The 25,780-nt window shown below is 68.6% G+C and carries 18 protein-coding genes; 6 read left to right on the forward strand and 12 right to left on the reverse strand.

Annotated features, from left to right (window positions below; translation table 11 throughout):
- Nucleotides 1–185: 185 nt before the first annotated feature.
- Complete coding sequence (gene gdhA, locus CIK71_RS08240) at nucleotides 186–1,529, reverse strand: NADP-specific glutamate dehydrogenase (RefSeq protein ID WP_096164704.1); 1,344 nt, start codon at nucleotides 1,527–1,529, stop codon at nucleotides 186–188.
- Nucleotides 1,530–1,807: 278 nt separating this feature from the next.
- Here gdhA and CIK71_RS08245 point away from each other — a divergent pair, with 278 nt between their 5' ends.
- Nucleotides 1,808–3,097 (forward strand): MFS transporter, encoded by a 1,290-nt coding sequence (locus tag CIK71_RS08245; RefSeq protein ID WP_096164705.1) that lies wholly within the window; start codon nucleotides 1,808–1,810, stop codon nucleotides 3,095–3,097.
- A 13-nt stretch (nucleotides 3,098–3,110) separates the two neighbouring features.
- Here CIK71_RS08245 and CIK71_RS08250 read toward each other — a convergent pair whose 3' ends face one another.
- The gene (locus CIK71_RS08250; RefSeq protein ID WP_096164706.1) at nucleotides 3,111–3,662 is read right to left on the reverse strand and encodes a TetR/AcrR family transcriptional regulator; all 552 of its coding nucleotides are present in this window, start codon (nucleotides 3,660–3,662) and stop codon (nucleotides 3,111–3,113) included.
- Nucleotides 3,663–3,697: 35 nt separating this feature from the next.
- Nucleotides 3,698–6,103, reverse strand: coding sequence for a glycoside hydrolase family 84 protein (locus CIK71_RS08255; RefSeq protein ID WP_096164707.1), 2,406 nt, complete (start codon nucleotides 6,101–6,103; stop codon nucleotides 3,698–3,700).
- Between the two features lie 276 nt (nucleotides 6,104–6,379).
- Between CIK71_RS08255 and CIK71_RS08260 the strand changes: the two genes are divergently transcribed.
- The 5 genes from CIK71_RS08260 (at nucleotide 6,380) to CIK71_RS08280 (ending at nucleotide 12,067) form a co-directional block, all read left to right on the forward strand.
- Nucleotides 6,380–7,567 (forward strand): ROK family transcriptional regulator, encoded by a 1,188-nt coding sequence (locus CIK71_RS08260; RefSeq protein ID WP_096164708.1) that lies wholly within the window; start codon nucleotides 6,380–6,382, stop codon nucleotides 7,565–7,567.
- A gap of 177 nt (nucleotides 7,568–7,744) precedes the next feature.
- Nucleotides 7,745–8,713, forward strand: a complete 969-nt coding sequence (locus tag CIK71_RS08265) for an ABC transporter permease (RefSeq protein ID WP_096164709.1) — start codon at nucleotides 7,745–7,747, stop codon at nucleotides 8,711–8,713.
- 4 nt (nucleotides 8,714–8,717) lie between these two features.
- The gene (locus CIK71_RS08270) at nucleotides 8,718–9,677 is read left to right on the forward strand and encodes a carbohydrate ABC transporter permease (protein WP_096164710.1); all 960 of its coding nucleotides are present in this window, start codon (nucleotides 8,718–8,720) and stop codon (nucleotides 9,675–9,677) included.
- Nucleotides 9,674–10,438: a YesL family protein gene (locus CIK71_RS08275; RefSeq protein WP_096164711.1), complete on the forward strand. Its 765-nt coding sequence runs from the start codon at nucleotides 9,674–9,676 to the stop codon at nucleotides 10,436–10,438. The genes CIK71_RS08270 and CIK71_RS08275 overlap by 4 nt, the downstream gene beginning before the upstream one ends.
- 3 nt (nucleotides 10,439–10,441) lie before the next feature.
- Entirely contained in the window at nucleotides 10,442–12,067 is a 1,626-nt protein-coding gene (locus CIK71_RS08280) for an extracellular solute-binding protein (protein WP_096164712.1), read from the forward strand.
- Nucleotides 12,068–12,165: 98 nt separating this feature from the next.
- Here CIK71_RS08280 and CIK71_RS08285 read toward each other — a convergent pair whose 3' ends face one another.
- The 9 genes from CIK71_RS08285 to CIK71_RS08325 form a co-directional block, all read right to left on the reverse strand.
- Complete coding sequence (locus CIK71_RS08285) at nucleotides 12,166–12,903, reverse strand: glycerophosphodiester phosphodiesterase (RefSeq protein ID WP_096164713.1); 738 nt, start codon at nucleotides 12,901–12,903, stop codon at nucleotides 12,166–12,168.
- 211 nt (nucleotides 12,904–13,114) lie between these two features.
- Nucleotides 13,115–13,885 (reverse strand): glycerophosphodiester phosphodiesterase, encoded by a 771-nt coding sequence (locus CIK71_RS08290; RefSeq protein ID WP_096164714.1) that lies wholly within the window; start codon nucleotides 13,883–13,885, stop codon nucleotides 13,115–13,117.
- A complete protein-coding gene (locus CIK71_RS08295; RefSeq protein WP_241963915.1) occupies nucleotides 13,882–14,706 on the reverse strand; it encodes a glycerophosphodiester phosphodiesterase in 825 nt (274 codons plus the stop codon). Before CIK71_RS08295 ends, CIK71_RS08290 begins: the two co-directional genes overlap by 4 nt.
- Nucleotides 14,703–16,091: an ABC transporter substrate-binding protein gene (locus tag CIK71_RS08300; RefSeq protein WP_096164715.1), complete on the reverse strand. Its 1,389-nt coding sequence runs from the start codon at nucleotides 16,089–16,091 to the stop codon at nucleotides 14,703–14,705. The genes CIK71_RS08295 and CIK71_RS08300 overlap by 4 nt, the downstream gene beginning before the upstream one ends.
- 101 nt (nucleotides 16,092–16,192) lie before the next feature.
- On the reverse strand, nucleotides 16,193–17,092 hold the full coding sequence (locus CIK71_RS08305) for a carbohydrate ABC transporter permease (RefSeq protein ID WP_096164716.1): 900 nt from the start codon (nucleotides 17,090–17,092) through the stop codon (nucleotides 16,193–16,195).
- Nucleotides 17,089–18,123, reverse strand: coding sequence for a carbohydrate ABC transporter permease (locus CIK71_RS08310; protein ID WP_096164717.1), 1,035 nt, complete (start codon nucleotides 18,121–18,123; stop codon nucleotides 17,089–17,091). The genes CIK71_RS08305 and CIK71_RS08310 overlap by 4 nt, the downstream gene beginning before the upstream one ends.
- A 556-nt stretch (nucleotides 18,124–18,679) precedes the next feature.
- Complete coding sequence (locus CIK71_RS08315) at nucleotides 18,680–22,084, reverse strand: AAA family ATPase (RefSeq protein ID WP_096164718.1); 3,405 nt, start codon at nucleotides 22,082–22,084, stop codon at nucleotides 18,680–18,682.
- Nucleotides 22,085–22,136: 52 nt separating this feature from the next.
- Nucleotides 22,137–23,522, reverse strand: a complete 1,386-nt coding sequence (locus tag CIK71_RS08320; RefSeq protein WP_176485590.1) for a tetratricopeptide repeat protein — start codon at nucleotides 23,520–23,522, stop codon at nucleotides 22,137–22,139.
- 428 nt (nucleotides 23,523–23,950) lie between these two features.
- Nucleotides 23,951–25,723: an Hsp70 family protein gene (locus CIK71_RS08325; protein WP_245857396.1), complete on the reverse strand. Its 1,773-nt coding sequence runs from the start codon at nucleotides 25,721–25,723 to the stop codon at nucleotides 23,951–23,953.
- Between the last annotated feature and the right edge of the window lie 57 nt (nucleotides 25,724–25,780).

The raw sequence follows: 25,780 nt of genomic DNA on the forward strand, positions 1-25,780 counted from the left end.
GAACACTAACAGTTCCTGAGAACCATTCTCAGCGAGAGGGTGGTGTTCCAGGTCACAGAATGCACAGGCGCACGCACGAGGGCCCTCCCGTGCCGCCGACCTGCACACGCGCAGGGAACGGCACGGAAGGGCCCGTCATCGGTCGACCGCCGGACGGACCGGCGGCGCGACCAGGAGGTGTCGGCTCAGATGACGCCGAAGGCGATCATGGCGTCGGCGACCTTGCGGAAGCCGGCCACGTTCGCGCCGACCACGTAGTCGCCGGGGCGGCCGAGCTCGTCGGCGGTCTCCACGCACGTCGTGTGGATGCCCTTCATGATCTGGGTGAGGCGCTCCTCGGTGTGCTCGAAGCTCCAGGCGTCACGGCTCGCGTTCTGCTGCATCTCCAGCGCGCTGGTCGCGACGCCGCCGGCGTTCGCGGCCTTGCCGGGCCCGAAGGCGACGCCCGCCTCGCGGAACACCGAGACGGCCTCGGGGGTGCAGGGCATGTTCGCGCCCTCGGAGACCGCGCGCACACCATTCTTGACCAGGGTGCGAGCGGCGTCGACGCCGAGCTCGTTCTGGGTGGCGCTGGGCAGCGCGATGTCGACGGGGACGTCCCAGACGCTGCCGCCGGCCACGAAGCGGGCACTGTCGCCACGACGCTCCGCGTACTCGGCGATGCGGCCGCGCTCGACCTCCTTGATCTGCTGGAGCAGCTTGAAGTCGATGCCCTTCTCGTCGACCACGTAGCCGGAGGAGTCCGAGGCGGTCACGGGAGTGCCGCCGAGCTGCCTGATCTTCTCGATCGCGTAGATCGCGACGTTGCCGGAGCCGGAGACGGAGACCCGACGCCCGTCGACTGCGGCGCCGTGGACCTTGAGCATCTCGTCGGCGAAGATGGCGGCGCCGTAGCCGGTGGCCTCCTTGCGCACGAGGGAGCCGCCCCAGTCCAGGCCCTTGCCGGTGAGCACGCCGGCCTCGTAGCGGTTGGTGAGGCGCTTGTACTGGCCGAAGAGGTAGCCGATCTCGCGGGCGCCCACACCGATGTCACCGGCGGGAACATCGGTGTACTCGCCCATGTGGCGGTGCAGCTCGGTCATGAAGGACTGGCAGAAGCGCATGACCTCGCCGTCGGAGCGGCCGTGCGGGTCGAAGTCGGAGCCGCCCTTGCCGCCGCCGATGGGCAGGCCGGTCAGGGAGTTCTTGAAGATCTGCTCGAAGCCGAGGAACTTCACGATGCCGAGGTTCACCGAGGGGTGGAAGCGCAGGCCGCCCTTGTAGGGGCCGAGGGCGGAGTTGTACTCGACGCGGAAGCCGCGGTTGATCTGCACGGTCCCCTCGTCGTCGACCCACGGGACGCGGAAGATGATCTGACGCTCCGGCTCGCACAGGCGCATGATGATGCCCTCATCGTTGTACTCCGGGTGGCGACCCTGGATGTACTCGAGCGACTCGAAGACCTCACGCACTGCCTGGTGGAACTCGGGTTCACCCGGGTTGCGGTGCAGCACCTGGTCATACGTGTTCTGGAGCATCGAATCGATCATCGCGGTCCTTTCAGGGTCCTCTGGAGAGGAGCGTCTGCGGCGACTGCAGGCGTGGCACGCCCGCGGCGCCCTGCGGTCAGAGCCGTTCCAGAGTACGCAGTCATCCCAGATGTTGGAATACGGAGTCCGAGCGGTGGGCAGGCGCCGGGAGTACTTCTGGTCCAGATCAGCAGAAGTCCCTGCTCGGCCGGGTTTTCTGCTGGCCGGACGCTTTCGCGGCGAAGAGAGTCGAGGATCACTGTCGACATCCCGCAGCGCCGCTGCGTACGCTCGTACGCATGACTGCTGTCCTCCCCGAGGTGCGTCGTGCCCGGGGGGCCGTCGCCGCCATGTTCCTCACCAACGGCGCCCTGATCGCGAACATCCTGCCCCGGTATCCGGAGATCAAGGGCGAGCTGGGTCTGGCGAACTCCACCTATGGCCTGGTGCTCGCCGCGTTCCCGGCCGGCGCGATCCTCGCCGGGCTGGGAGCCGGAGCCCTGATCCGCCGATTCGGCTCGGCCCCGCTCGCAGTCGTCGGCACGATCCTCACGGCGCTCGGGCTCATCGCCGCCTCCTGGGCCCCGGTGGCCGCCGCCCTCGCCCTCGCCCTGCTGGTCGCCGGCGCCTGCGACGCGATCACCGACGTCGCGCAGAACGCCCACGGCCTGAGGGTGCAGCGCGGCTATGGACGCTCGATCATCAACTCGTTCCACGCCGTGTGGTCCATCGGCGCGGTGCTCGGCGGCTCGATGGCCGCCGCGGCGATCGCGCTCGAGGTGCCGCTGCGGGCGCACCTGGCGGTCTCCGGCACCCTGTTCGCCGCGACCGCCCTGGTGGCGCTCCGCTTCGCCCTGCCGGGCAAGGATCCGGAGAACCCCGCCTCCGCGGTGGGAGCCGACGGCGCGCCGGGAGCAGCGGACGCAGCGAGCGCCGCGGAGGCAGCGGGCACCGCGGGAGCAGCCACGTCGGCCCCCGTGATGCGCCCCGGCCGCGGCCGCACCGCGTTCCTGCTGGGCGCGCTGGTCGTGATCGCCATCGGCGGCACGCTCGTCGAGGACTCCGGGAACTCCTGGGCCACGCTCTACCTCTCGCGGGATCTCGGCGCCCCGGCGGCGATCGCGGCGACGGGCTTCATCGCCCTGGTCGGAGCACAGTTCGTGGGCCGGCTGCTCGGGGACACGCTGGTGGACCGCTTCGGGCAGCGCACCGTCGCCCGGGCCGGCGGCGGGATCATCGCCGTCGGCATGGCCACGGCCCTCGCAGTCCCCTCCGTGCCCGGAACCATCGCCGGCTTCGCCCTGGCCGGGCTCGGCAGCGCGACCCTCGTGCCGGCCGCGATGCAGGAGGCGGACGACCTCCCCGGCCTCCGTCACGGCACCGGTCTCACCGTGGTGTCCTGGTTGATGCGGCTGGGGTTCCTGGTCTCGCCACCGCTGGTCGGGTTGATCGCGGACCACGCCGGCCTGCGCACCGGTCTGCTGGTGCTTCCCGTCGCCGGGATCCTGGTCCTCGTGTTCTCCGGGGTGCTGAGCGGCCGGCGCCGAGGCGCTCACCAGAAATCCGAGCAGATCTCTGCGGCGGTGTGAGGCCCGCGCGCGATCAGTCGGGGCGGGCCAGGCGCCCCAGCGCCCCGCGGATGAGGGCGGCGGCCGAGGGATCGGTGTGCAGCGCGCGATGCAGGGCGAGGCCCTCGTTCAGCGCGTCGAGCATGACCGCGGTGTCGGCGTCGACGAAGGCGGCCAGCGTCGCCCGCGTGCGCGCCATCCAGCCGCTGGTGATGTCCCGGAACTCCGGCCGACGGGCCGCCAGGGTGTAGAGCTCCTGGCTGATGACCAGATCGCGCTGGGTCCCGAAGACGTCCTCGTCGATGTTCACGGCGAACGCGTCCAGCGCCTCATCGAGCGTCGTGGCGGAGGCCATGCGGCGCTCCACCACGGCGGCACCCTGGTCCGCGTACCGCAGGAAGGCCTCGCGCAGGAGGTCGTCCATCCCGTCGAAGTGATAGGTCATCGACCCCAGCGGCACATCCGCCCTCGCCGCGACCCGACGATGCGAGGTGCCCGCGACGCCGTGGTCCGCGATCACGTCGAGACAGGCGTCGATGATGCGATCGCGGCGCTGCGGATCGTGGCGACGGGGGCGGGCTGGCATGCACCGACCCTAGCGGGAGCCCGGAGGCACGCACGTCAGGACGACGGCGCGGTCTCCGCCAGGCCGAACTCGCGGATCTGCACCCACTGACCGCTCGGATTCTTCCCGGTCACGCGGAGTCGGCCGAACCGGGCGTCGACCGGTTCGTCCAGCGCCACCTCGAGCACGGGGGTGCCGTCGGTCGCCCCGACCTCCTCCCAGCTCTCCCCGTCGGCCGAGAGCTCGAGGACGCCCTCGTGGATCTGATCGCCCGCGGTCGTGTCGCTCCCGGCCATCTGCACCTTCACGGCCCGGATCGGATGGGACCCGTCGAGCTCGACCTGCACCACGTCGTCCACCTTCGGGGCCCTGCTGGACCAGAACATGGTCGCCAGGTCCCCGTCGACGATCCGCTCGACGGCGTAGTCCTGGTAGGTGTCCAGCGTCGTCGTCGCCGTGCCCGGCAGGCCGCGGAAGGGCAGGGAGGGGTCCTCGGGGAGCACCTCGCGCAGCTCCTCCCAGGCACGGGCGAGGAAGCCCTCGAACACGCCGTCGCCCACGCTCGGGACGATCTGATCCTCCTTGTAGACGCCGTCCTCGCGCTGGTCGGGGACGGTCGCCTCGCCGGCGGCGGCCACATGCTGCGCCACCTCCGCCGCCGCATCCGAGGCGTCCTCGAGCCGGTCCTCGAGCAGCGCCAGGAGCATCTCGTGCTGGGCGAGGAGGGCGCGGGCCCAGTGACCGCCGGCGACGATCCACGGCAGGGTGTCCTCGTAGAAGCCGGCCGAGGCCATCGGCGCGAGCGAACTCTCCAGGTCGACGATCGCCTCCAGCCGGGCGACCAGGGCGGAGTCGTCCTCGCCCTCGTCGTACGCGGCCCAGAAGGACTCGACGTCAGCCGTGAGCGCGGGGGCTGATGGAGACCCCTCGCGGTACGGCCAGTTCTGGTGGAGATCCGTGAACACGCGCAGGGCCTCGCGCACCTCCGGCGCGGATCCTGCGAGCTCGTCCACTGCCGCCTCCCAGGAGTCCTCGGCGTCGTAGACCGGCGGGTTCCAGCAGTAGTCGGCGTAGTTCGCCAGCGAGATCAGCGAGGCGTAGGGCTCGATCATCGGGTTGGCGGTGAAACCGGCCAGATGCTCGTGCAGGGTCGGGGCCCGGCCCTCGAGGGGGTTGAGGAACAGTCGGTCGCGGCGGCCGTCGTTGACCGGGAAGTTGTCCCAGATGTACAGGTGCTCCGTGTGGTACGACGCCACCGCGGTGACCACGGACTCCTCCGTGATCGACGGCGAGAAGACGCCCTCCCCGGTCCATTGGATGCGGATCTCCGGGTGGGCGCTGGTGCCGAACTCCGTCTTGTAGTCGCTCGGGTCGGATCCCGAGTAATGGGTGGGGACGGTCTGGAGCGGGGCGAGGTCATGGGCCTCGACATAGTCCGTCTGCACACGGTTGAGGTAGTGGATCTGGGCTTCGGCGAGGGAGCTGAACTGCGCGGCGTCGTCCTCGCCGAGCTCGGTGGGGATGTCGTCCAGGGCGATGTAGAAGCTGGAGACGCCCAGTTCGCGCAGCTGCTCGAACTTCGTGACGGTGGCCTCGAAGTCCTCGTCGCTGCCGTAGGTGATGTCGTTGCCGGGCGAGAGGGCGAAGGTGAAGTCCACGTGATGGGCGTTCGCGGCCTCGACCAGCTCGGCGAGCTGGTCGAGATCCTCGCCGGCGTAGAGCTCGCGCCACTTCGAACGCAGCAGCAGGTCGTCCTTCGGCGTATAGATGTAGGTGTTCAGCTTGTGGGCGCCGTAGAAGGCGAAGTGGTCCAGACGCGACTGATGGGACCACGGGATCCCGTAGAAGCCCTCGATCGCTCCGCGGATCTCCATGAGCGGCTCGTCGCGCACCTGCACGGCGGGCAGACGGGTGCCGCCGGCCAGGAGCTGACGCAGGGTCTGGACGGCGTAGTAGGTGCCCCGGGCGTCGTGCCCGGCGAGGACCACCACGGCACCCTTGTCCTTCGCCGCGGCCAGCACGTAGCCGTCGGCCGCGAGATCCTCCGGGCCCGGCACGCCGACGACCTCCAGGGCGGCGGGGAGCGTGGGATTGTCCTCCGGGCTGCCGAGGTGGATGCGGGTGCCGGAGGCGGTGGTGCCCGCGTCGTCGGCGAGGACGGTCGCGACCGTGCAGCCGTTGGCCTCGAGCAGCTCCGTGAGGTCCTGCAGGGCGACCTCGTCGGTGTCCTCGCCGACGATCACGGAGACCGTGCGGCCGAGCGCCACCTCGCGCTCGGTGCGCTCGAGGGCGCTGGGCTGCGGGCGCACCACGCGGTCGCCGGGGCGGGAGCCCTCGCCGGCGGCGAGCGCACCGCTCATCGGGAGCGCGATCGCGCCTCCGGCGGCGAGGCCGAGTCCGAGAGCGGCACGGCGGGTGAAGGAGGCGGGCAGGAGCTGATGACCGGCAGTGTATCGATTCACAACAGGGACCTTCCGAGGCCTCGCAGCAGGAGGCGCGGGGTGGGGGACGCGGGACGACGCACACCACGATGCTGTGACGTGCGCCATAGGGTCCCGCCCAACGTACCAGGAAGGAGGGCACGGGTCTCGGGTTCTCAGCGCCGGGCCCGAACAGGGTCGTCGGCGCCGCCGCGAATTCTTGACCACCCTCGCGGCCGGAGGTACCTTGCGGAAACCGTTCTCGACCTCGCGACGGCACTGTGGCAGGCGCCCCCGGAGATGGAGTGAGTGCATCGCATGGAAAGGTCAGACTCCGAGAAATCCCCCCGACCCCGAGGCCCCGCACCGGAGATCACCGAGGCGTTCCGCGCACTGAGCTCCGAGCTGTTCGGCAGGGTCGTCGACTCGGGACCCCGCACCATCACCGAGCTCTCGGAAGGGCTCTCCGCGAGCCGGCCCACCGTGCGCCGCGCCCTGGACGGACTCGAATCCCACTCGTTGATCCGCGCCGCCGGACTGCGCGCCTCCGATGCAGGGCGTCCGGCGGTGCAGTACGAACGCGGCCCGGGCACCCCCGGACTCGTCGGCATCGATGTGCGCCCCCTCTCGACCCACATCATCTGCACGAGCACGACCGGTCGAGTGCACGGCCGCCAGGATCTGCCCCATGAGCACGTCGACGACGACATCCGCCTGGAGCAGGTGTTCCGATCCGTCGAGGCGCTCATGGACGAGGTCGCGAACGATTGCGGCACCGGTGGACCGCTGGCCGTCGTGCTCGGGGTGCCGGGCATCGTCGACCCCTCGGGGACCGTCCGACTCTCGCGGATCATCCCCTCCTGGACCGGTCTCCCCCTGCGCGACATCGTGTCCGCACGGTTCCCCACGGCGCAGGTTCGAGTGGAGAACGACATGAACCTGCGCGCCCTCGCGGCGATGCACGACGGCTCCGCCCAGGGGCTGCACGACTTCGTCTACCTCACCGACAACGGCCATCTGCGCCCGGCCGTCGTCCTCGGCGGCCATCTGCGCCGGGGCGCCCACCTCACGCTCGGCGAGGACAACAGCTTCACCCACGTCGGACTCGTGCCCAGCACCCTCCGCCATGACGGGCTGGAGGTCGAGTTCCGACGCATCGCCCTCGGACTCGAGGACGGCACGCTCGATGCCGGCTGGCTGGCCGTCCTCCAGGACGCCCTGGTCGACATCCTGCTCGCCATGCGCTACATGCTGGATCCCCAAGCGTTCATCATCGACGGACCGCCTGCGACGACCGGGCCGGCCGAACTCGAGAGCCTGCGCGAGCGACTGGCCGAGCGCACCACCATCGGCGACGCCCCGCTCATCCTCACCGATCAACGGGGGCAGGACGCGACGCTGCACGGTGCGCTCACCCTTGCGCTGCGCGACGTCCTCACCACGACACTGCAGGTCGACGACCCTCCGATTCCTCAGATCCTCGACCCGCGCGCGCCGCTGGCCTAGTCCGACCGGCCGCCCCGACGTCCGAGCCCGCCGCCCCCGCGTCTTGCATTACGTAAGTCATTTGCATATCGTGTGTGCGAAATCACCCCTGGGTGCTGCTGCCCGTCCGGTCACCGCAGCCCGGAGGGGTCGCAGCACACCGACTCCGGTGCGCGCCGAGCGGAAGAAGGTCGATCGATGAACAGCGTCATCGCGCCGGGCCGGACCGTCGGCACGCAGCCGGCGCAGGCTCTCCCTCGGCGCGGCGGACGCTTCCGTCGCCGGGTCCGCAACTCATGGCAGCTGTGGATCCTGGTCCTGCCCGCCGTCGTCTTCTTCTTCGTCTTCAAGTACGTCCCCATGTACGGCGTCCAGATCGCGTTCAAGGACTTCATCGCCTCGAAGGGCATCTGGGGCAGCGAGTGGGTAGGCCTCGAACACTTCCAGCGCTTCTTCAGCTCGTTCTACTTCTGGCGGCTGCTGCGCAACACCCTCGGCCTGAGCCTGTACCAGCTGCTCCTCTTCCCGCTGCCGATCATCCTCGCGCTGTCGTTGAACGAGGTGAAGAACCGCTTCTTCAAGCGCTTCGCCCAGACCCTGACCTACGCCCCCCACTTCGTGTCCGTCGTCGTGGTCGTGGGAATGATGGTCGCCTTCCTCGATCCACGCATCGGGATCGCCAATCATTTCCTCGGGCTCATCGGGATCGACTCGATCCCCTTCATGCAGGAGGCCGGATGGTTCCGCCACCTGTTCGTCTGGTCGGGCGTATGGCAGTCGCTCGGGTGGGGGACGATCATCTACCTCGCGGCCCTCGCGGGGGTGAACCCGGAGCTCCACCAGGCCGCAGAGGTCGACGGGGCGACCAGGCTGCAACGCATCCGCCACGTGAACATCCCCGCGATCCTGCCGACCGTCGTCATCCTGTTCATCCTCGACTTCGGCTCGTTCATGTCAGTCGGCTTCGAGAAGGTCCTGCTCATGTCGAACTCGCTGAACGCCGAGACCTCGGACATCATCCAGACCTTCGTCTACAAGTCCGGTCTGCTGCAGGGGCAGTACAGCTACGCCGCCGCGGTGGGGCTTTTCGACTCGGTCATCAACATCCTCATGATCGTCGGCGTGAACCACCTGGCTCGCCGTATCTCCGATACCAGTCTGTGGTGATGCCATGAGCCTCCCGACCCGACAGAACCCTGCTGCGAAAGCGCCGCTCGACGGGAGCGCGATCCTGCACCGGCCCGTCCGACGGATCAGCGATCGTCGCTTCGACCGCGTGAACATCGTCTTCCTGATCGTCGTGATCCTCGTGATCGGCTACCCGCTGTGGTTCGTCATGATCGCGTCGATCTCCGACCCGCAGGCGGTGGACACCGGGCGCGTGTGGCTGTGGCCCGTGGACATGACGCTCGACGGGTACCGACGCGTCTTCGCGGAGTCCTCCATCTGGATCGGCTATCGCAACACGATCGTGTACACGCTCGTCGGCGTCGCCGTGCATCTCGCGATCGTCCTGCCGTGCTCCTACGCGCTGTCGCGCACCCAGTTCGTGGGCCGCAAGCTCGTGACCTGGTACATCCTGTTCACGATGCTGTTCTCCGGCGGTCTCATCCCCACCTACCTGCTGGTCAAGGACCTCGGGATGCTGGACACCCTGTGGGCGGTGATCCTTCCGGGAGCGGCCGGTGCCTGGGCGATCCTCGTGGGCCGAGCCTTCTTCACCCAGACCGTGCCGGAGGAGCTGAACGAGTCCGCGAAGGTCGACGGCGCGAGCGACTTCCAGGTGTTCTTCCGGATCGCGATCCCACTGTCCGCGCCGATCATCGCGACCCTGGCACTTTTCCACGGCGTAGGCCTGTGGAACGAGTACTTCAACGCGCTCATCTATCTCTCCGATCGCGACAAATATCCCCTGCAGCTCGTCCTGCGCGAGCTGCTCGTCGTCTCCCAGGACGCCTCGCAGGGCGGTGGCGACGGCGACTCCGCGGAGTCGCTCACTGAACAGCTGCGACTGGCGTCCCTGATCAAATACGCGGTCATGATCGTCTCGTCTCTGCCGCTGCTCGTGATCTACCCGTTCCTGCAGCGCTTCTTCACCCAGGGCGTGCTGATCGGATCGGTCAAGGAATGAACACGGCCTCTCGCACCACGTGGACCGCGCCCCGCTCCGGCGGCCTGCTCGCGGGCATCGATCTGCTGCTGGGCTGGGTGGTGCGGCTCGTCTGGCTGAACTTCTGGTGGCTGCTGCTGAGCCTTGCAGGCGGCATCCTCCTCGGGATCGGCCCCGCGACCGTCGCCGCGCATCAGGTCGCCGCCACGTGGGCACGGGGGCAGGAGGTCCACTCCGTCCCCCACGTCATGACGTCCATCTGGCGACGCTGCTGGTGGCCCGCCAACCGGGTCGCCCTCCTGGCCGGCGCTCTGGTCGGGGCGCTGGCCCTGACATGGCTGCTCTCACGCAGCGGGCCCCCGTTGCTCGCCGCCGGGGCCCAGGGCGCATGTCTGGTCGGCCTGCTGGTCATGGCCGCGATCATCCCGCACCTGATCTGGCTGAGCGCGGCGGAGCTGCGCGAGCGCGAGAGCGGACGCGCACCAGGCGTCGCCCGCGTCTTCACCGCTGCGCTCGCCGTGGCCGTCTCCCGGCCCGTGCTCACCGTGCTGATGGCCGCGACATGGATCGTCTGGCCCGTCGCCCTGGTGCTGGCGAGGTGGCCGGGTCTGCTGCCCGTGTGCGGGGCATCGGTCCCGCTGCTCGTCGGCGCCTGGTGCTTGGCCCGGGTATCCGTCGCCCCCGATGACGACCCGCCTCCTTCCTCCTCGCCCCCGCGCCCGCTGACGGGCACGACTGGCACGACTGGCACGACTGGCACGACCATCCCCGAAAGGATCTGACCCATGCGTCCCATCACCCGACGTTCAGCCCTCGCCGGAGGCGCCGCCCTGGCCTCGACCCTCGCCCTCACCTCGTGCGGCGGCGGAGACGACGAGATCGACACCGAAGGAGCCATCGAATCCCCCGACGAGAACGTCATCACCGACACCGACGATCCGAAGATCGTCAAGGAGAAGACGACGATCTCGCTGATGTCCGGCCGCCCGCCGACGACGGCGGAGGACTGGGACGACGTCGCCTGCGTGAAGCTCGCCGAGGAGACCACCAACCTCCACATCGATTTCGGTCTCGTCCCCCTGGACGGCGTCGGGGAGAAGCAGAACCTCTCGCTGGCGAGCGGCGAGTACCCCGAGGCCTTCTACCGCACCAGCATCAGCAACGGTGACCTGGCCAAGTACTCCTCGCAGGGCACGTTCATCGCGTTGGACGACCTCATCGAGAAGTACATGCCGAACCTCTCCGGCATCATGACGGAGAATCCGACCATCCGCGACGGGCTGACGCAGCCCGACGGCCACATCTACTCCCTGCCGCAGATCTACGACCCCGAGTTCCTCGGCATGAGGTACATGTTCAAGCTGTGGGTCCGGCAGGACTGGCTCGACCGCTTCGGCATGGATACGCCCGATTCGCTCGACGCCTACGAGGCCTACCTCGAGGAGTCCGTCAAGAACGGCCCGAAGGAGGCCGGGGCCGGGAACGGTTTCGTCGCCGACGGGATCAACACCCTCATCGAAGCGCTGCTGGGGACCTTCGAGATCGGCAACCAGGGGACCGACGTCGGGACCATCGACGAGGATCCCGATTCCCCGGGGACCGTCCGCTTCTACCCGGTCACCGACGGATACCGCGACCTCCTCACCTACCTGAACAAGCTGTACTCCAACGGCCTGATCATGAAGGACATCTTCAGCACCGACGCCCAGAAGGTGAACGCTCTGGGGTCCGACGGGCTGGTCGGCAGCACCTACACGCAGACGCCCGCCGGGTTCTTCGGGAAGGAGGGCGAGGCGTACACCGCTCTCGCTCCGCTCACGCGCGAGGGCAATCCTGACCCTGCCTGGCACGCAGTGCGCTCGGAGGTCGCCTCGATCGGGCAGTTCGCGATGACCGATCGCTGCTCGCATCCGGTCGAGCTCGCACGCTGGATGGACTGGTGGTTCTCCGACGAGGGCGCCAAGGCGTTCTTCATGGGGATCGAGGGAGAGAGCTACGAAGAGGTCGACGGCCGCTACGAGCTGCTGCCGGAGATCACCGAGGCGGGCTCCATCGACGAGGGTCTCGAGCCCTACGCCCTCTACCTCGGCGGCCGCTATCCCGGTCTCGCCAACGACACCTGGTTCCGCGGTGTCGAGACGACGGATCAGGCCGTCGCCGGCTCCGAGCTCGTCGAGCCGTACGCCCTCGAGGAGGTCTGGCCGAAGTTCACCTTCACCGAGGAGGAGTCGCTGATGCTCAGCTCGGTCGGCAACGACCTGACCAAGCATCTGGAGGAGTCCCGGTCGGCCTTCATCACCGGGAAGAAGCCCCTGTCCGAGTGGGACGACTACGTGGCCCAGTTCGAGAACATGGGGCTCGAGGAGTACGTCCAGGCGCACCAGGCGTCCCACGACAGGAGGAACGGCTGAGCCCCTTCCCGCACGAAGGGCGAGGGCGCCGACGATCAGCAGGATCGGCGCCCTCGCCTTCGGGGCCGGTGGGGCAGGGCCCCTGGGCGTGCTCCGCCTCAGCGGCCCCGCACGTCCAGCTCGTGCTGCACCCATGCCGGGTCATCGGTGGTCACCGACGCGACGCCGCAGGCGAGGGCGACGTCAAGCTGCTCGGGCGAGTTGATCGTCCACGGGTTCACCGCCAGCCCCGCCTCGCGCGCGGCCGCGGCGGCGCGCAGCGAGAGCCCCTTGACCGAGGGGCCGATCCCGGCGGCACCGAGCTCTCTGGCAGTGGCCAGCTCCTTCTCCCCGACCTGCTCCACGAGATAGGAGACGGGGGTGTCGGTGGTGCGGCGGATCTCGGCGAGTGCGTCGGCGTGGAAGGAGATCACCGTGGAGGCGGCCGCCGGGGAGCCGGCGGGCAGCGCGCGCAGCTGCTCGGCCACGGCCTTCGCGGCGGCGGCGATCTTGACCTCGATGAAGACCGGCACGGTCGTCATCTCCAGCAGCTCCTTCAGCGACGGGACCTTCTCGCCATCCTCCAGCAGCACGGTGTCCAGCTCGGCCCGGGTGAGGTCACCGATCGCGCCCGTGCGCAGCGGGGAGTCCGCAGCAGCGGTGCGGTCGATCGTCTCGTCGTGCATGACCACCACCTGGCCGTCCGCGCTCAGGTGGACGTCGCACTCCAGCAGCTGGGCGCCGTCCTCGATGCCGCGGCGGAAGGCCGCCAGGGTGTTCTCGGGCGCGTGCGCGGAGGCTCCGCGGTGCCCGACGATCGCGGGGCGCTGCGCGGACGAGGTGGGCTGCTCAGACATGACTCTCCTGGTGAGGGGCGGATCTCCGGCCGCTGGTGCTGCGGCCGGTGCTCACGGCGGACCGTGGGAGTTGTTGCACCCTATCGGTGCTATGGGTCACACCGGGCGCAGCGCTCCGACGCGCGCCGCGCCTGTTCGCGGCATCGGCTGACGTGCCGGAGCAAGGAGGGTTCCCGAGGCGCGGAGGGCTCTCGAGATTCGGGCGGAGGGCTCACTGCCCGTCCAGGTGCTCCTCGACCACCCGTCGGGCGCGGGCCGGATCATCGGCGCCGATCTCGGGGACGCCGAGGTCGATCGCCTGGCGGATCTCCTCGTCGCTGCGCGCGGCCCAGGCCGACGGGGTCAGGCCCACCCCGCGGATCCGCTCGAAATCTCCGTCCCGCACGTCGGACAGACGGATGCCGAGGATCTCGGCCTTCGTCTCCATCGCGGCATCGAGCACCTCGTCCGAGAGCTCCCTGGCGAGCAGCCCGCGCGGCACGTCGGGCGCCTTCTCGAGCGCGATGCGCAGGGCATCGGCGTGGAAGGAGATGATCCGGGCCGGGGCCGGCTGATCCGAGGACCACGCCGCGGCCTCGAAGGTGTCGGTGAGGATCCGGGCGGCGAGCGCTGCGGCGGCCGGGGCCTTGATCTCCACCAGCACCGGGGCGCGGGTGCCATCCTCGCGCACCGCGGCATCGAGCACCTGGCGGAGTGTGGGGATGTGCTCGCCCTCCCCCACCAGCACCTCGTCGAGCTCGGCCCGGGTGAGGTCCGCGACCGTTCCGGTGCGCCGCGGGGAGTCCTCCTGCGCGGTGCGGTCGATGGTCGCATCGTGGATGATCACGTCGCGCCGGTCGCGGCTGAGGTGCACATCGCATTCGAGCTGGTCGGCCCCGTCGGCGACACCGCGGCGGAAACCCGTGACGGTGTTCTCCGGGGCGACGGCCGCCGCACCGCGATGACCGGTGATCAGCGGGGCGTGGGGTCGACGTCGGGTCATGGCTGCACCAGCTCCTCCAGTCGGGCGGACGCCCAGGCGGGGTCGTCCACGGTGAGCGAGTCGCAGCCGAGCTCGAGGGCCCGCGCCAGCTCCTCCTCGGAGCGAGCGGTCCACAGGTTCAGCCGCACGCCGAGGTCCCGCGCCCGCTCGACATCGGCCTGACGGGCGTCCGCGATCCGCACCCCGACCTGGGAGACCCCGAGCTCGCGCGCCGTCTCGAAGAACTCGGGCGAGGTGGCGGTGGTCGTCAGCAGCAGCGGGATGCGGGGGTTCTCCTCCGCGGCGGTCCGCAGCGCCTCGGGATGGAAGGAGATCACGTGGGCGGGGGCCGATGTGGCGCTCGCATCCTTCCAGGCCTGCGCGTTCCAGGTCTCCTCGCCGAAGTACTCGGTGAGGATCCGGGCGACCGGGCGGGCCGCTGCCGGGGCCTTGATCTCCACCAGCAGCGGCACCCGGGCGCCGTCCTCGCGCACTGCGGCGTCGAGCACCTGGCGGAGGGTGGGGATGTGCTGCCCCTCCCCCACCAGCACTCGGTCCAGCTGCGCGCGGGTGAGGTCCGCGACGGCGCCGGTGCGCAGCGGGGAGTCCTCCTGCGCGGTGCGATCGATGGTCGCGTCATGGATCACGGCGTCCACGCCGTCGCTGCTGAGGTGCACATCGCACTCCAGCAGCCGGGAGCCCTCGGCGATGCCGCGCACGAAGGACGCCACGGTGTTCTCCGGGGACACCTCGGCGGCGCCGCGGTGACCCACCAGTGCAGGCAGGTCGAGGCGCACCTGCGGGGTCCCGGTCGGGCCCGGCGTGCGCGCGGGGGCGGTCACTTCCAGCCCTCGAACGCGATGGACTCGTAGTCCTCACGGTTGTCGTCGAGGACTTCCTGCAGGGTCGGGGCCAGGGCGTCCAGGGCCTCCTTCGCCGGGGTGCCGTCGCCGTAGACCGCCGCCTGGGCGGCCGAGATCTCGGTGACCGCACCCTGGTTCCAGTTGGTGTAGTCCGCAGTGCGGGCATTGGCGAGCTGGTCCAGGGCGACCCCGTAGTTCGGGTTGCTCGCCACCTGCTCCTTGACCTGCGAGGTCTCCGCGGCCTCCTTGACGATCGGCACATAGCCGGTGCCGAGGTGCCAGGTCGCGGACTGCTCGGCGCCGCCGAGGAACCGGAACAGCTCCGCGCAGGCGTCCTGGCGCTCCTTCGACTCGCTGCGCACGATCGACAGGCCGGAGCCGCCGGTCGGGACCGCCTTGTCCTCGCCCTCCTTGGAGAGCATGAACGCGGTGCCGAGCTCGAACACACCCTCCGTGGCGGCGGTCGTGCCGGTCAGGCCGGCGGTCGATCCGCGCATGCCCGCGGCGATGCCGGAGGAGAAGTCGGTGCTCGCATCCTTGGCGAGGTAGCCGAACCCGTCGCTGATGAACTGGCGCTGCCACTCCAGCCATTCGATGCCTGCGTCGCCGTTGATCGTGACCTCGAAGCCGTCGGTCGAGTTCGCGCCGCCGAAGCCCCAGATGTCGGCCTGGCCGTGCCAGGCGTCCCCGGAGAGGGCGAGCGCGGACAGCGGGCGGCCGTCCACGTCGAACGTGGCCAGTTCGGGGGCGAACTCGGCGAGCTCCTCCCAGGTGGAGGGCCCTTCCTCGGGCAGCCCGGCCTCGATGTAACGGGACTTGTTGTAGTAGAACAGCGGCGTGGACCGGGCGAAGGGCACCACGTAGGTCTTTCCAGCGGCCTTGCCCTCGGCGATGTAGTTGGGCAGGAAGCTGTCCAGGCTCCAGGTGTCGTCGAAGTAGTCGTCCAACGGGGCGAGCGCGTCGGAGAAGTAGAACTGGAGCCACTGCATCTCGGGGAAGCAGACGATGTCGGGCACGGCGCGCGCCTGGAGCGCCGCGGTGAACTTCTGGTTCAGGTCCGCGTAGCTGCCGACGGACTCCGCGATCGCGACGATCTCGTCCTGCGACTCGTTGAAGTCCTGGAACAGCTGGGCGAGCACCGCGTAGGTGTCGCCGGTGAACGGTGCCCAGAACAGGATCGGCGTGCGGCCCTCGTACTCGCCGGGCACGGTGAGGTCCGCCTGGGTGAAGCCGTCGCGCACGGGGCCGGAGGCCTCGTCGCCACCGGCAGGTGCACCGCAGGCGGCGAGCCCCGCGGCACCGGCGCCGAGGCCCATGGCGGCCAGCAGGTGCCGACGGGAGGGGGTGTGGAGGGTGCGAGACATGCGGGTGGCTCCTTGGTGACGGATCGAGCGGGAGGAACGGGAGGGGCTGGAGGTGCGGGACAGATCGCGAGTGCCGGCGGGATCGGGCATGCGGGAGGGGTTCACTTCAGGGCGCCCGCGGTGAGCCCGCCGATGATCCGCTTCTGGGCGAGGAAGAAGAGGATGAGCATCGGCAGGGAGACGAACACGGCGCCGGCCATGATCACGCCCCAGTTGCTGTAGCCCTCCTGGCTGCGCAGGAACAGCAGGCCGACGGGCAGGGTGCGCATGCTGGCCGTGCTCGTCACGATCAGCGGCCACACGTACTCGTTCCACTTCCCGACCATCACGATCAGGGTCGCGGTGAGGATCATGGGGCTGGTCAGCGGCACCACGATCGTGAGCATCCGCCGCAGGTGGCCGGCCCCGTCGATCTCGGCGGCCTGCAGGATGTCCCGGTCGATCGTGCGCATGAACTGGTAGAGCAGGAACATCGCGAAGGCGCTGGCGACCCCGGGCAGGACGAGCCCGGCATAGGAGTTCAGCCAGCCCAGGTTCGCCACGGTGATGTAGTTGACGATCAGGGTGACGTGGCCCGGAAGCATCATCGAGGCGATGATCAGGCCGAAGGCGATCTTCTTGTACCGGAAGTCGACGAACACGAACGCGTACGCGCACAGGATCGCGAGCGAGATCTCCAGGAACGTCCCCGCCCCGGTGGTCACGATCGAGTTGAGGAAGAACCGGTCGAAGGGCGCGGAGCTCCAGGCCTCGGTGAAGTTGTCGAACGTCAGCGACCCGGGGATCCAGTGCAGCGGCCAGGAGTAGATGTCCTGGTGGGGCTTCAGCGACGAGGAGAACAGCCAGTACAGCGGCACCAGGAACAGGGCGATGGTGCCGAGCACTCCGGCGGTGAGCAGGATCGTCGCCCACAGGGGACGGCGCGGGCCACGGCTGCGGCCCCGGTTGCGCGGTGTCGGGGCGCCCGTCCTGGGGGCGGCATCGGCGGTCAGGGTGCTCATGATGCGTAGTTCACCTTCTTCTCGCCGTAGCGGACCTGCACGAAGGTGATCACCAGGAGGAGCACCAGCAGCACGGTGGCGGCCGCCGAGGCGGAGCCGATGTCGAACTTCTTGAAGGCCTCCTCGTAGATCATCCAGCTGAGCGTGGTCGAGGAGACTCCCGGGCCGCCGTCGGTCATGATCGAGATGATGTCGAAGGCCTGGGCGGCGGAGATGATGCCGGTGACCGAGAGGAAGAAGGTGATCGGGCTCAGCAGCGGCAGCGTGAGGTTCAGGAACAGCTTCCAGCCGTGCGCCCCGTCCAGGGCCGCAGCCTCGTAGAGGTCCTTGGGCAGGTCCAGGATCGCGGTGTAGCAGATGACGGTGACGAAGCCGAGGCGCTGCCAGGTGTACGCGATGGTGATCGCCCACAGGGACCAGTCCGAGGTGGTGGTCCAGTCCGGCGAGGCTGCTCCCACCAGCGAGAATGCCCACCGGGACAGCCCGTAGTTGGGGTCGAACATGAACAGCCACAGGATGCCGACGGCGGCGCCGGGGAGCATATGGGGTGCGAAGGCCATGGTCTGCGCGAAGCCTGTCAGCGGGACCTTGGTCGCCAGCAGGCTGCCCAGCAGCAGGCCGCAGATGATCGAGCCGACCACGCTCACGCCCGTGAAGATCAGCGTGTTCAGCAGCACCTGCCCGAAGCTCGGGTCGGTGAGCAGGTCGCGGTAGTTCTCCAGGCCCACGAATTCGGGGGTCGGTGCGACGAAGTCCCACTCGGCGAAGCTGAGGCCGATGTTGTAGAGCGCCGGGTAGTACGAGAAGACCATGATCGCGATGAGGTTCGGGGCGATCAGAGCGCCGAACAGGAGCGCGTCGCGGCGACGGCGTCGGCGACGCTGTGCCGAGGGCCGGCGGGGCGCGACCGGGCGGTGCGTCCCGGTCCCCGCGGCGGACGCACCGGACGGCGCCGAGGGACCGCCCTTCCCCTCGGCCCTGTGCGGGGCCGACGAGCCCCGGTGGGGCTGCGGTCGAGCGACGACTGTCATGGATGCGTTCCCAGCTTCCTGGTCGAAGGGCCGGTCCACCGCAGGTGGAGGGGCCGGTGAGAGAAACGGGCCGCGGTGCGGCCGGGCGATCGACGGGGTGCAGCCGACGGCTGCTCCCCTCGTCGTCCCCGCTCACCGTAGGGAGGCCTCGACCGGCATGGCCAGCGCCCCGACACCCCGGTGAACCAGACCTGAACTCACGGCATCACTGCAGGTGAGAGCGGACATGACGGACGCTCCGCAGAGTCGTCGGCAGCAGCTCCGAGGGCTTCTCGGGCCGCGGTCCACCGACTGTTCATCGCCCGGTCCGCAACTGTTCCCCGCAGGCCCCGCCGTTCGGAGCATCGGCGCACCGAGGCTTCACCCGGCAGTCACCCGTCGGCCTCGATGGGCCTGCACTCCCCTGGTAGGGGCCGCAGTATCGTTTCCGGCCGTGCTCTTGAGGCCGTGCCGCGCTCACGCGGTCATCCGCCAGGAGAGAGCTTGACGTCTCTTCTCTGGCCACCGGCCGGGAGCAGAGCTGCTCCGGCGCCGGGTGTGTGAGGGACCCGAGTGCTCAGGTGCCGATCACCTTGTCGCACGCCCTGGCGACGTCAGCGGCCTCGAGGAGGACCATCTCGGCGGGGTCACCGTAGCCGTCCGAGTGCAGGCGCAGGTCGCGATGTTTCATCGCCTCATCGAGGAGATTGCGCATCTCGCGTGCGTTCCCCCAATGCTTGTCGGTGAAGCGCCCGGACTGCTCTGCGGCCTCGAGCCGATCGGCCAACAGCTCGGATGCGTCATCGCGGAGCTGCTGCCCGCCTCTGCGAGCCATGACTTCTGCGATGCGAGCCAGCTCCTGGGCACCGTAGGACAGGAACTCAATGGTGGTCGTGAATCGAGACGCCAGTCCGACATTGTGGTTGACAAACCGACGCATCTCCTCCGGGTACCCCGCCGCGATCACCACGAACTTGTTCTTGTCCTCCTCGAGACGCGGCACCAGCGCGGTGATTGCCTCGCCACCGAAGTCGTGTGAGCCAGTCGGGACGAGCGCGTACGCCTCGTCTATGAACAGGATGCCTCCCATCGCCTCGTCGACCTTCGCGTTGGTCCGTGGTGAGGTCTGCCCGACGTACTCGGCGACGAGTCCGCTCCGGTCGACTTCGACGAGCTCTCCCTTCGGGAGCAGTCCGAGGGCGCGGTACAGGCGCCCGATGAGCCGGGCGACCGTCGTCTTCCCCGTGCCCGGCGGGCCGACGAACAGCAGATGCTCCAAAGGGACGGGCCCGACGGCAAGCCCCGCTTCCTTCCTCCGCGCCGCGAGCTCCGCCTGCGCGACGAGTGCGCGAACCTGCTGCTTCACCTGCTGCTGCCCGACCTGCGAGTCCAGCTCGGCGAGAGCCTCCTCGACGCTCTCCCGTGCAGTGTCCGCAGCGAAATGCTCCCGATCGCAGGCCGCGATCATGTCCGCCTCGGTAACCGTCACCAGCGACGTCGCATCGAGGGAGGACAGGTCAGCATCACTGAGCCGCAGATCGCGCAGTTGCACGGCCCTCATCAACAACGTGCGGACCGACCGCGCGTTGCCCCAGTCCTTTGCGGTGAATCTGCCGTTCAACTCCATAGCGCGGAGCCGCTGTCTCAGCACTCTCACCGCCCCGTCTGTGAGCGTCTCCGCTTTCGCGGTCGCCATGATCTGCGCGATCTGCACGAGCTCGTCGGCTGTGTACGACAGGAACTCGATGGTCGTCGTGAACCGAGAGGCGAGTCCGACGTTCGATGCGACGAACTTCGCCATCTCGTCTGGATACCCGGCTGCGATGGCGACGAAGCTGCCCCGAGAGTTCTCCAACGCGGGCAGCAGGGTGTCGATCGCCTCCTGGCCGAACCCGCTGTCTCCGCTCGACACCAGCGCGTAGGCCTCATCGATGAACAGAACCCCGCCCATCGCCTCGTCGATCTTCTCCCTGGTCCGGATCGCGGTCTGCCCCTTGTAGCCCGCGACGAGGACCTCCTGAGTCACTTCTACGATCTCCTCATTGGGCAGGATGCCCAGCGCACGGTGCAGGCGGGCGATGAGCCGCGCGATCGTCGTCTTGCCCGTGCCAGGCGGTCCGACGAACAGCAGATGCTCGAGATCGACGCTGTCGGCGAGACCATGTTCCTGCTTCGCGCTGCGCACCTTCGCCTGCGCGATGATCGCCCGAACTTGGTGCTTCATCTGCGGCTGCCCGACCTGCGCGTCGAGTTCAGCCAGCACATCCTCGGCGGACTCGGTCCGCCCGACAGCTCGACCGATCCTGACGTCGTCGCACGCGTCGGCGACATCGGGCGCGGTGATGGTCATGAGTGATTCCCTGTCACTGGCACCGGACAGGCTAATCCGTACATCGCGATGCACAGCGGCCTGTTCGACGATGTTCCGGACGGAGCGTGCGTTGCCCCAATCCTCCTTGGCGAAACCGCCTCGGCCTTGTTCATCAGCGAGACGCCGGGACAGTTCGGCCACGCCGTCGGGATCGAGATCGTTGTCCGAGCCGCGCGCCATGCTCAGAGCGATCTGAGTGAGCTCCTCTGGTGTATACGCCTCGAAACTGATCGTCCTCGGGAATCGTGAGCGCAGTCCCGGATTGGCCGCCATGAAGTCTTTCATGCGGTCTGTGTATCCGGCAAGGATGCACACGAACGAGTTCCGGTTGTCCTCCACCGCCTTCAGCAGCGCCTCAATCGCCTTCGGCCCGAAATCGTTACTCCCCTGCTCGGCCGCGAACGCGTAGGCTTCGTCCACGAACAGCACGCCACCCTGCGCGTTCTCGATGGCCTCACGCATGTTCTTCTCCGTGCCGCCGATGTTCTCCGAGACAATCTCGGTACGGGAGACCTCGACGACCTCCTCGTGCTCGAGCACGCCGAGTGAGTGATACAGCTTCGCGATGAGCCGGGCGACGGTGGTCTTGCCTGTTCCAGGAGGCCCGGCGAACACCATGTGCGCGCCCACTTGACTCGCCTTGAGTCCTTGCTCCTCGCGCTTGAGGTTGATCCCGACCTGAGTTCGGAGCGCTTTGACCTGCTTCTTCAATGATGGCTGGCCGATGATGCCGTCCAACTCGTCGAGGACGGTATCGGTGGGCGCAGCCCGGCCTGGCTGCTCCACCACGGCGTCTCCGGGCTCGGGATGCGCCGTGTCCTCGGGCTGGCTCCCGGGGCCTGCCGACGCCCCCGTCAGGATGAAGCAGTCCAGAGCGCTGTACTGAACGGGCTCCGTCCTGCTCGCCCCGTAGAGCTTGAGCCTTTCTTCCGAGACCATCTCGAGTATCGCGGTCGGCAACTTGAGGTTCGTGACCGCGTCCACCGCAGCGGAGAGGGCTGTACTCGGGACGACCATCCGGCATGGTGGCAGCGACGCGACCACTGGCACGGTTCCCAGAACGTCGGCCCCCGACAGCACGGTGATCTGCTCCGATTCCAGAGCGATGATCAGCGGCGCTCCGTCGGGCGCGCCTCGAAGAACAGCAGCGAGGTCTTTGCCGCGCATACCGATGATGCCGGCGGACTCCTGCACAGTCGACATCTCCCTGCAGGCATCGAGCTGCGTCTGGTCAGGCCACAGCGGCTGCGCGAGGCTCTCCTGCGCACCGATGCGCCGTGCGAGGAGCGTCATCGACTTTCGCAGTCCCAGCTCGAGAATGTCGGAGCGTCCGAACGCGCCGCGGAGTGCAGCACCCCATCCCCCCGGGACCACTGCTGTCCCTCGGGCTACCTCGCTTCGGGCCTCGAACGTCACCGGGGTCGTGGAGAGCAGGATCTGGTCCGTGGCCCAGATCGTGAGCGCGCCGTCAGCGACGTGCAGCATGACGCCGCTCAGCGATGAGTCCTTGCGCGGATGGCGCGCGCTCTCGACCTTCTTCAGGGCGGAGAGGAGGTCACCTGCGCGGACGGTGCCGAGTTGCTCCACGCCCCGCCATCCTGTGTCGGTCATGCGCGCCCTCTTCTGTGCAGTCGTGTCGAGCAGGGGTGATCGTGGACTGCGGCTACCGCCGCGGTCGAGAGGCCTTCGCCTCCCGCGGCCAGGTCCTGGCGTCGCGCTGATACTTCCTGCGGACGGCCGACGCAACGATCGCCCAGACCAGCAGACCCCCGATCGCGAGGTAGAGGAAGCCGGGCCACCAGAGCTCGCTGAGCCCTATCAGCACGAGCACGGCGGAGACGATCGCACCGGCGATCGTCCAGCAGCCACCTTTGACCGACACCGCCATCTGCTCCGCGTGATACGCCCGCCTTGTGGCGAGCGCCCGTGCGATGTCAGCATCTCGAAGTCCCATGGACTCGACTTCGGTGATCGCCCCGCCGTAGTGCTCGGCCTGTGCAGTGTTCAAGATCGCGATGGAGTCAGGTCCGATCTTCGCCAGCTTCGCATCGGCATCGAGCAGCCGCGCCCAGGCATAGCGCCGTCTGACCTCTACATCCTCCGGGAAGCGGGAAAGGAGCTCGCGGGCCTGAGCGAGTGCCTCCTCCGGCTGCCCGTTTTCGCAGAGCTTGGAGATCAGAAAGCTCATGGTCAGTCGGGGTCGCTGCGCTTCCGGATGAGCATCCAGGAGGAGCCAGGCGCTGGCGATGGCTGTACCGATCTCCCCGAGTGCAGCGAGCTGCTCGATGGCCAGTACGGTCTGACGCATGTTCTCATCGACCCCCGGGCGCGCCCGGAGCAGTCGCTGCCCGATCTGCAAGGCCTGCTGAGGCCGGTTCTGCCCACGGAACCGCTCGCACGCGGCCCACAACAGCTTGGGCGGGAAGTCGTCAGCGGGGAAGCGGTCCCGCAGTGCCCAGGCCTGCTCTACCGCCACGTCGGTTCCGCCGGCCTCGAACACCTTCTGCGTCACGAAGCGCATCGTCGTGAGGGTGTACTCGCTGTCCGGATACCTCGCGAAGAGCCGTTTCGAGTGGGACAGCGCGACGGTGCTCTGGCCATGCTCCGCCAGGGCCTCGACCGAGATCACTGCCTCGAGCAGAGTGGCGTCGACATCCGGCTCGTGGTCGAGCAGGCGCTCGGCAACGGAGAGGGCCTCGGCAGGCTGCTTCTGCTCCCGGAGCCGGGCGCAGGCGACGCGCAGGACTCGCGGCGGGAACTCGTCATCGGGAAAGCTCTCGACCACGGACCACGCCTCAGCGATCGCCTCGTCGATTCGCCCCTGGTCGAGAACCGCCCAGGCCGCCCGCGCTCGAAGGTATGCGGAGCCCGAGTCGCGCTGTACCGCCTGACGGAAGAACTTCTCCGCGTCGACGGGACGTCCCATGCGGTCCAGGAGATCCGCGCGGTACTGAAGGTTCGCGACATTCGGCACGCGATGCAGGAGTTCGGCGGAGGCGAAATCGGCGTCGTCGTACTGCTCGAGCGCCTCTGCCGCACGCGTGTACATCAGCCACGACGTGGTGTCGTCTGGGTCGACCTCCGTCCCGCGCTTCGCGGCACGGAGAGCATTCCTGGGGTCCTCGGCGCCGAGGTACTGCTCGGCGCGACCGCCCCAGTTGGTCGATGCGCCCGATGCAGACCTCGGCGAATGGGGCGTGGAGGCCCCGGCTCGGCTCTGCGCCGCGAGCGCCTCGTCGTACTCCGCACGAGCCCCCGGATCCAACAGAATCTCCTCAGCCCGTCCGATGCGATCCATCCAGGTCTCAGCCCGCCGACGGCGCTCCAGATCCGGGCTCCCCGTCTGCTGACGCCACCGCTTGCGGGTGGCTCTGAGGGTCGTCCTGATCTCGTCGGCGTCGGAATCGGAGTCGATCTCGAACAGTTCGTAGAGGTCCTCGTGCGCCGCGGAGGCTGCGTCGTCCATCGTTCTCCTGGTCAGTTCATCGCGGTCGGGGGCGGGGGCGCACCCTGCGCTGTCCCGACGGGGTCTTGTCCCACAGCCGGCTTCGTCTCGAGGACCTTCTCCGGACCGGCGGGCTTGGCCCCGGGAAGCACGTCCGGGAAAATATCGCGGAGCTTCTCCGCGGAGGCGGCGATCTCTGTCTGCGTCATGTTCGCGACGCGATCGATCACGAATGAACCTGCGGAGGTGTCCTCCGGCAACCGGTAGACCTCGACGTGCACGGTCTGGTCGACGTCGTAGCGGTAGCCAAGCCTGAACGGCGTGCCTGCAGGCCACGTCCCGCCGAGTTCGATCTGGCCCTGGCCGATCTCTGTGACGAGCTCCGGATCGGGATCATCGCCCTGGGTCATGTCGATGATCAGGTGATCGGCGTCGAATCTGATCTGCAGCTTCCGCGATCCCTGCGCAGGGATCGGTGCGTTCTTCGGGATCACGACGAAGTTCGCGTCCGCCTCTGTGTCCGAGTCGAGAGCGATCGTGCCCAGCGCGTGCGAGGTCACGTCCTGCACCAAGATCTCGCCCAGCCCCGTTGCGGCGGCGTCGCCGCTGCTCAGCCCGGCCTGTATCGCGGCCCCCAGCGCGACCACCTCGTCTGGATTCACCCCGTCGGCAGCCGCTCTGCCGGACACCCGCTCCAGCAGCTCGTGTACAGCGGGCATTCGTGTCGAGCCCCCGACGAGCAGGATCTGGTCGAGGTCCTCCCACTCGAGTCCCGAATCGTCGAGGGTGTCCTCTACGATCTCCTGCGTGCGTCTCAGCAGACCGCCGGTGATCTCCTCGAAAGTGCGGCGGGTGATCTCGACGCTGTGATCACCAGTGTCGAGAGGGACTTCGACGGTGGTGATCTCGGAGTAGCTCAAAGCACGCTTGGCCTGCTCGGACTTGACCCGCAGTACTGCCATCGCCTCAGGATCGTCATAGAGGTCTTGCACGCCTTGCTCCTGCAGCTCTGCGGCCACGTGGTTCATCAGAGCGTTGTCCCAGTCGAAGCCACCGAGATTGCGGTCGCCGTCGGTTGCGAGCACCTCGAAGTTTCGTCCCTCGATGCCGAGGATCGTGACATCGAAGGTGCCGCCTCCCAGGTCGTAGACGAGGAGGTAGCCGTCCTTCTCAACACTTACGCCATACGCGAGGGCGGCCGCGGTGGGCTCGTTGAGGACGCGGAGCACGTTCAGGCCCGCGATGCTCCCTGCCTCCTTGGTCGCCATGCGGCGCGCGTCATCGAAGTATGCCGGCACCGTGATGACGACGTCCTCGACCTGCTCTCCGAGCTGTGCCGATGCCGCCTGCACGAGATGTGCCAGGATGACCGCCGAGACGTCCTCAGCGCGGTACTCCTCGTCGTTCGAGGAGTCGAAGCGCCAGGACGGATCACCCATGAACCGCTTTACGTACTCGACCACATCGTCCGGGCGCACGCTCGCCTGCCGTCGCGCCGGGGTCCCGACAACTGTCCGGTCCTTGCCACCAGCGTTCTTGAACAGCACCACCGACGGTGTCGTCGGCTTCCCCTCGCCGCTGGCAACAATCTCCGGCTGTCCCGACTCTCCCATCACGGCGACTGCAGAGTTCGTCGTGCCGAGATCAATGCCGAGTGCACGCGCCATCGTCGGTCCTGTCCCTCGTCGGATCCTTCGCACCTGGGGTCCGGCCAACGACTCAGGCGGCCCTCGCGCATCGCCGACACCCCCAGGCAACGTCACGGTCAGGCTAGCCACAGTCGAGGTTGCCTGCAACTTCCTCAAGGGGAACGCCCCCTCCCTGCGCTGCCGGTCAGAGCCTCATGAGTGAGGAGCCGCCCA

The sequence above is a fragment of the Brachybacterium alimentarium genome (assembly GCF_002332425.1).
Taxonomy (GTDB): domain Bacteria; phylum Actinomycetota; class Actinomycetes; order Actinomycetales; family Dermabacteraceae; genus Brachybacterium; species Brachybacterium alimentarium.

What these genes read in the sequence shown, in the direction of transcription:
- gdhA (WP_096164704.1), bottom strand. Translation starts at nt 1,529, where the DNA reads ATGATCGATTCGATGCTCCAGAACACGTATGACCAGGTGCTGCACCGC.
- CIK71_RS08245 (WP_096164705.1), top strand. Translation starts at nt 1,808, where the DNA reads ATGACTGCTGTCCTCCCCGAGGTGCGTCGTGCCCGGGGGGCCGTCGCC.
- CIK71_RS08250 (WP_096164706.1), bottom strand. Translation starts at nt 3,662, where the DNA reads ATGCCAGCCCGCCCCCGTCGCCACGATCCGCAGCGCCGCGATCGCATC.
- CIK71_RS08260 (WP_096164708.1), top strand. Translation starts at nt 6,380, where the DNA reads ATGGAAAGGTCAGACTCCGAGAAATCCCCCCGACCCCGAGGCCCCGCA.
- CIK71_RS08265 (WP_096164709.1), top strand. Translation starts at nt 7,745, where the DNA reads ATGAACAGCGTCATCGCGCCGGGCCGGACCGTCGGCACGCAGCCGGCG.
- CIK71_RS08270 (WP_096164710.1), top strand. Translation starts at nt 8,718, where the DNA reads ATGAGCCTCCCGACCCGACAGAACCCTGCTGCGAAAGCGCCGCTCGAC.
- CIK71_RS08275 (WP_096164711.1), top strand. Translation starts at nt 9,674, where the DNA reads ATGAACACGGCCTCTCGCACCACGTGGACCGCGCCCCGCTCCGGCGGC.
- CIK71_RS08280 (WP_096164712.1), top strand. Translation starts at nt 10,442, where the DNA reads ATGCGTCCCATCACCCGACGTTCAGCCCTCGCCGGAGGCGCCGCCCTG.
- CIK71_RS08285 (WP_096164713.1), bottom strand. Translation starts at nt 12,903, where the DNA reads ATGTCTGAGCAGCCCACCTCGTCCGCGCAGCGCCCCGCGATCGTCGGG.
- CIK71_RS08290 (WP_096164714.1), bottom strand. Translation starts at nt 13,885, where the DNA reads ATGACCCGACGTCGACCCCACGCCCCGCTGATCACCGGTCATCGCGGT.
- CIK71_RS08300 (WP_096164715.1), bottom strand. Translation starts at nt 16,091, where the DNA reads ATGTCTCGCACCCTCCACACCCCCTCCCGTCGGCACCTGCTGGCCGCC.
- CIK71_RS08305 (WP_096164716.1), bottom strand. Translation starts at nt 17,092, where the DNA reads ATGAGCACCCTGACCGCCGATGCCGCCCCCAGGACGGGCGCCCCGACA.
- CIK71_RS08310 (WP_096164717.1), bottom strand. Translation starts at nt 18,123, where the DNA reads ATGACAGTCGTCGCTCGACCGCAGCCCCACCGGGGCTCGTCGGCCCCG.
- CIK71_RS08315 (WP_096164718.1), bottom strand. Translation starts at nt 22,084, where the DNA reads ATGACCGACACAGGATGGCGGGGCGTGGAGCAACTCGGCACCGTCCGC.
- CIK71_RS08320 (WP_176485590.1), bottom strand. Translation starts at nt 23,522, where the DNA reads ATGTACACGCGTGCGGCAGAGGCGCTCGAGCAGTACGACGACGCCGAT.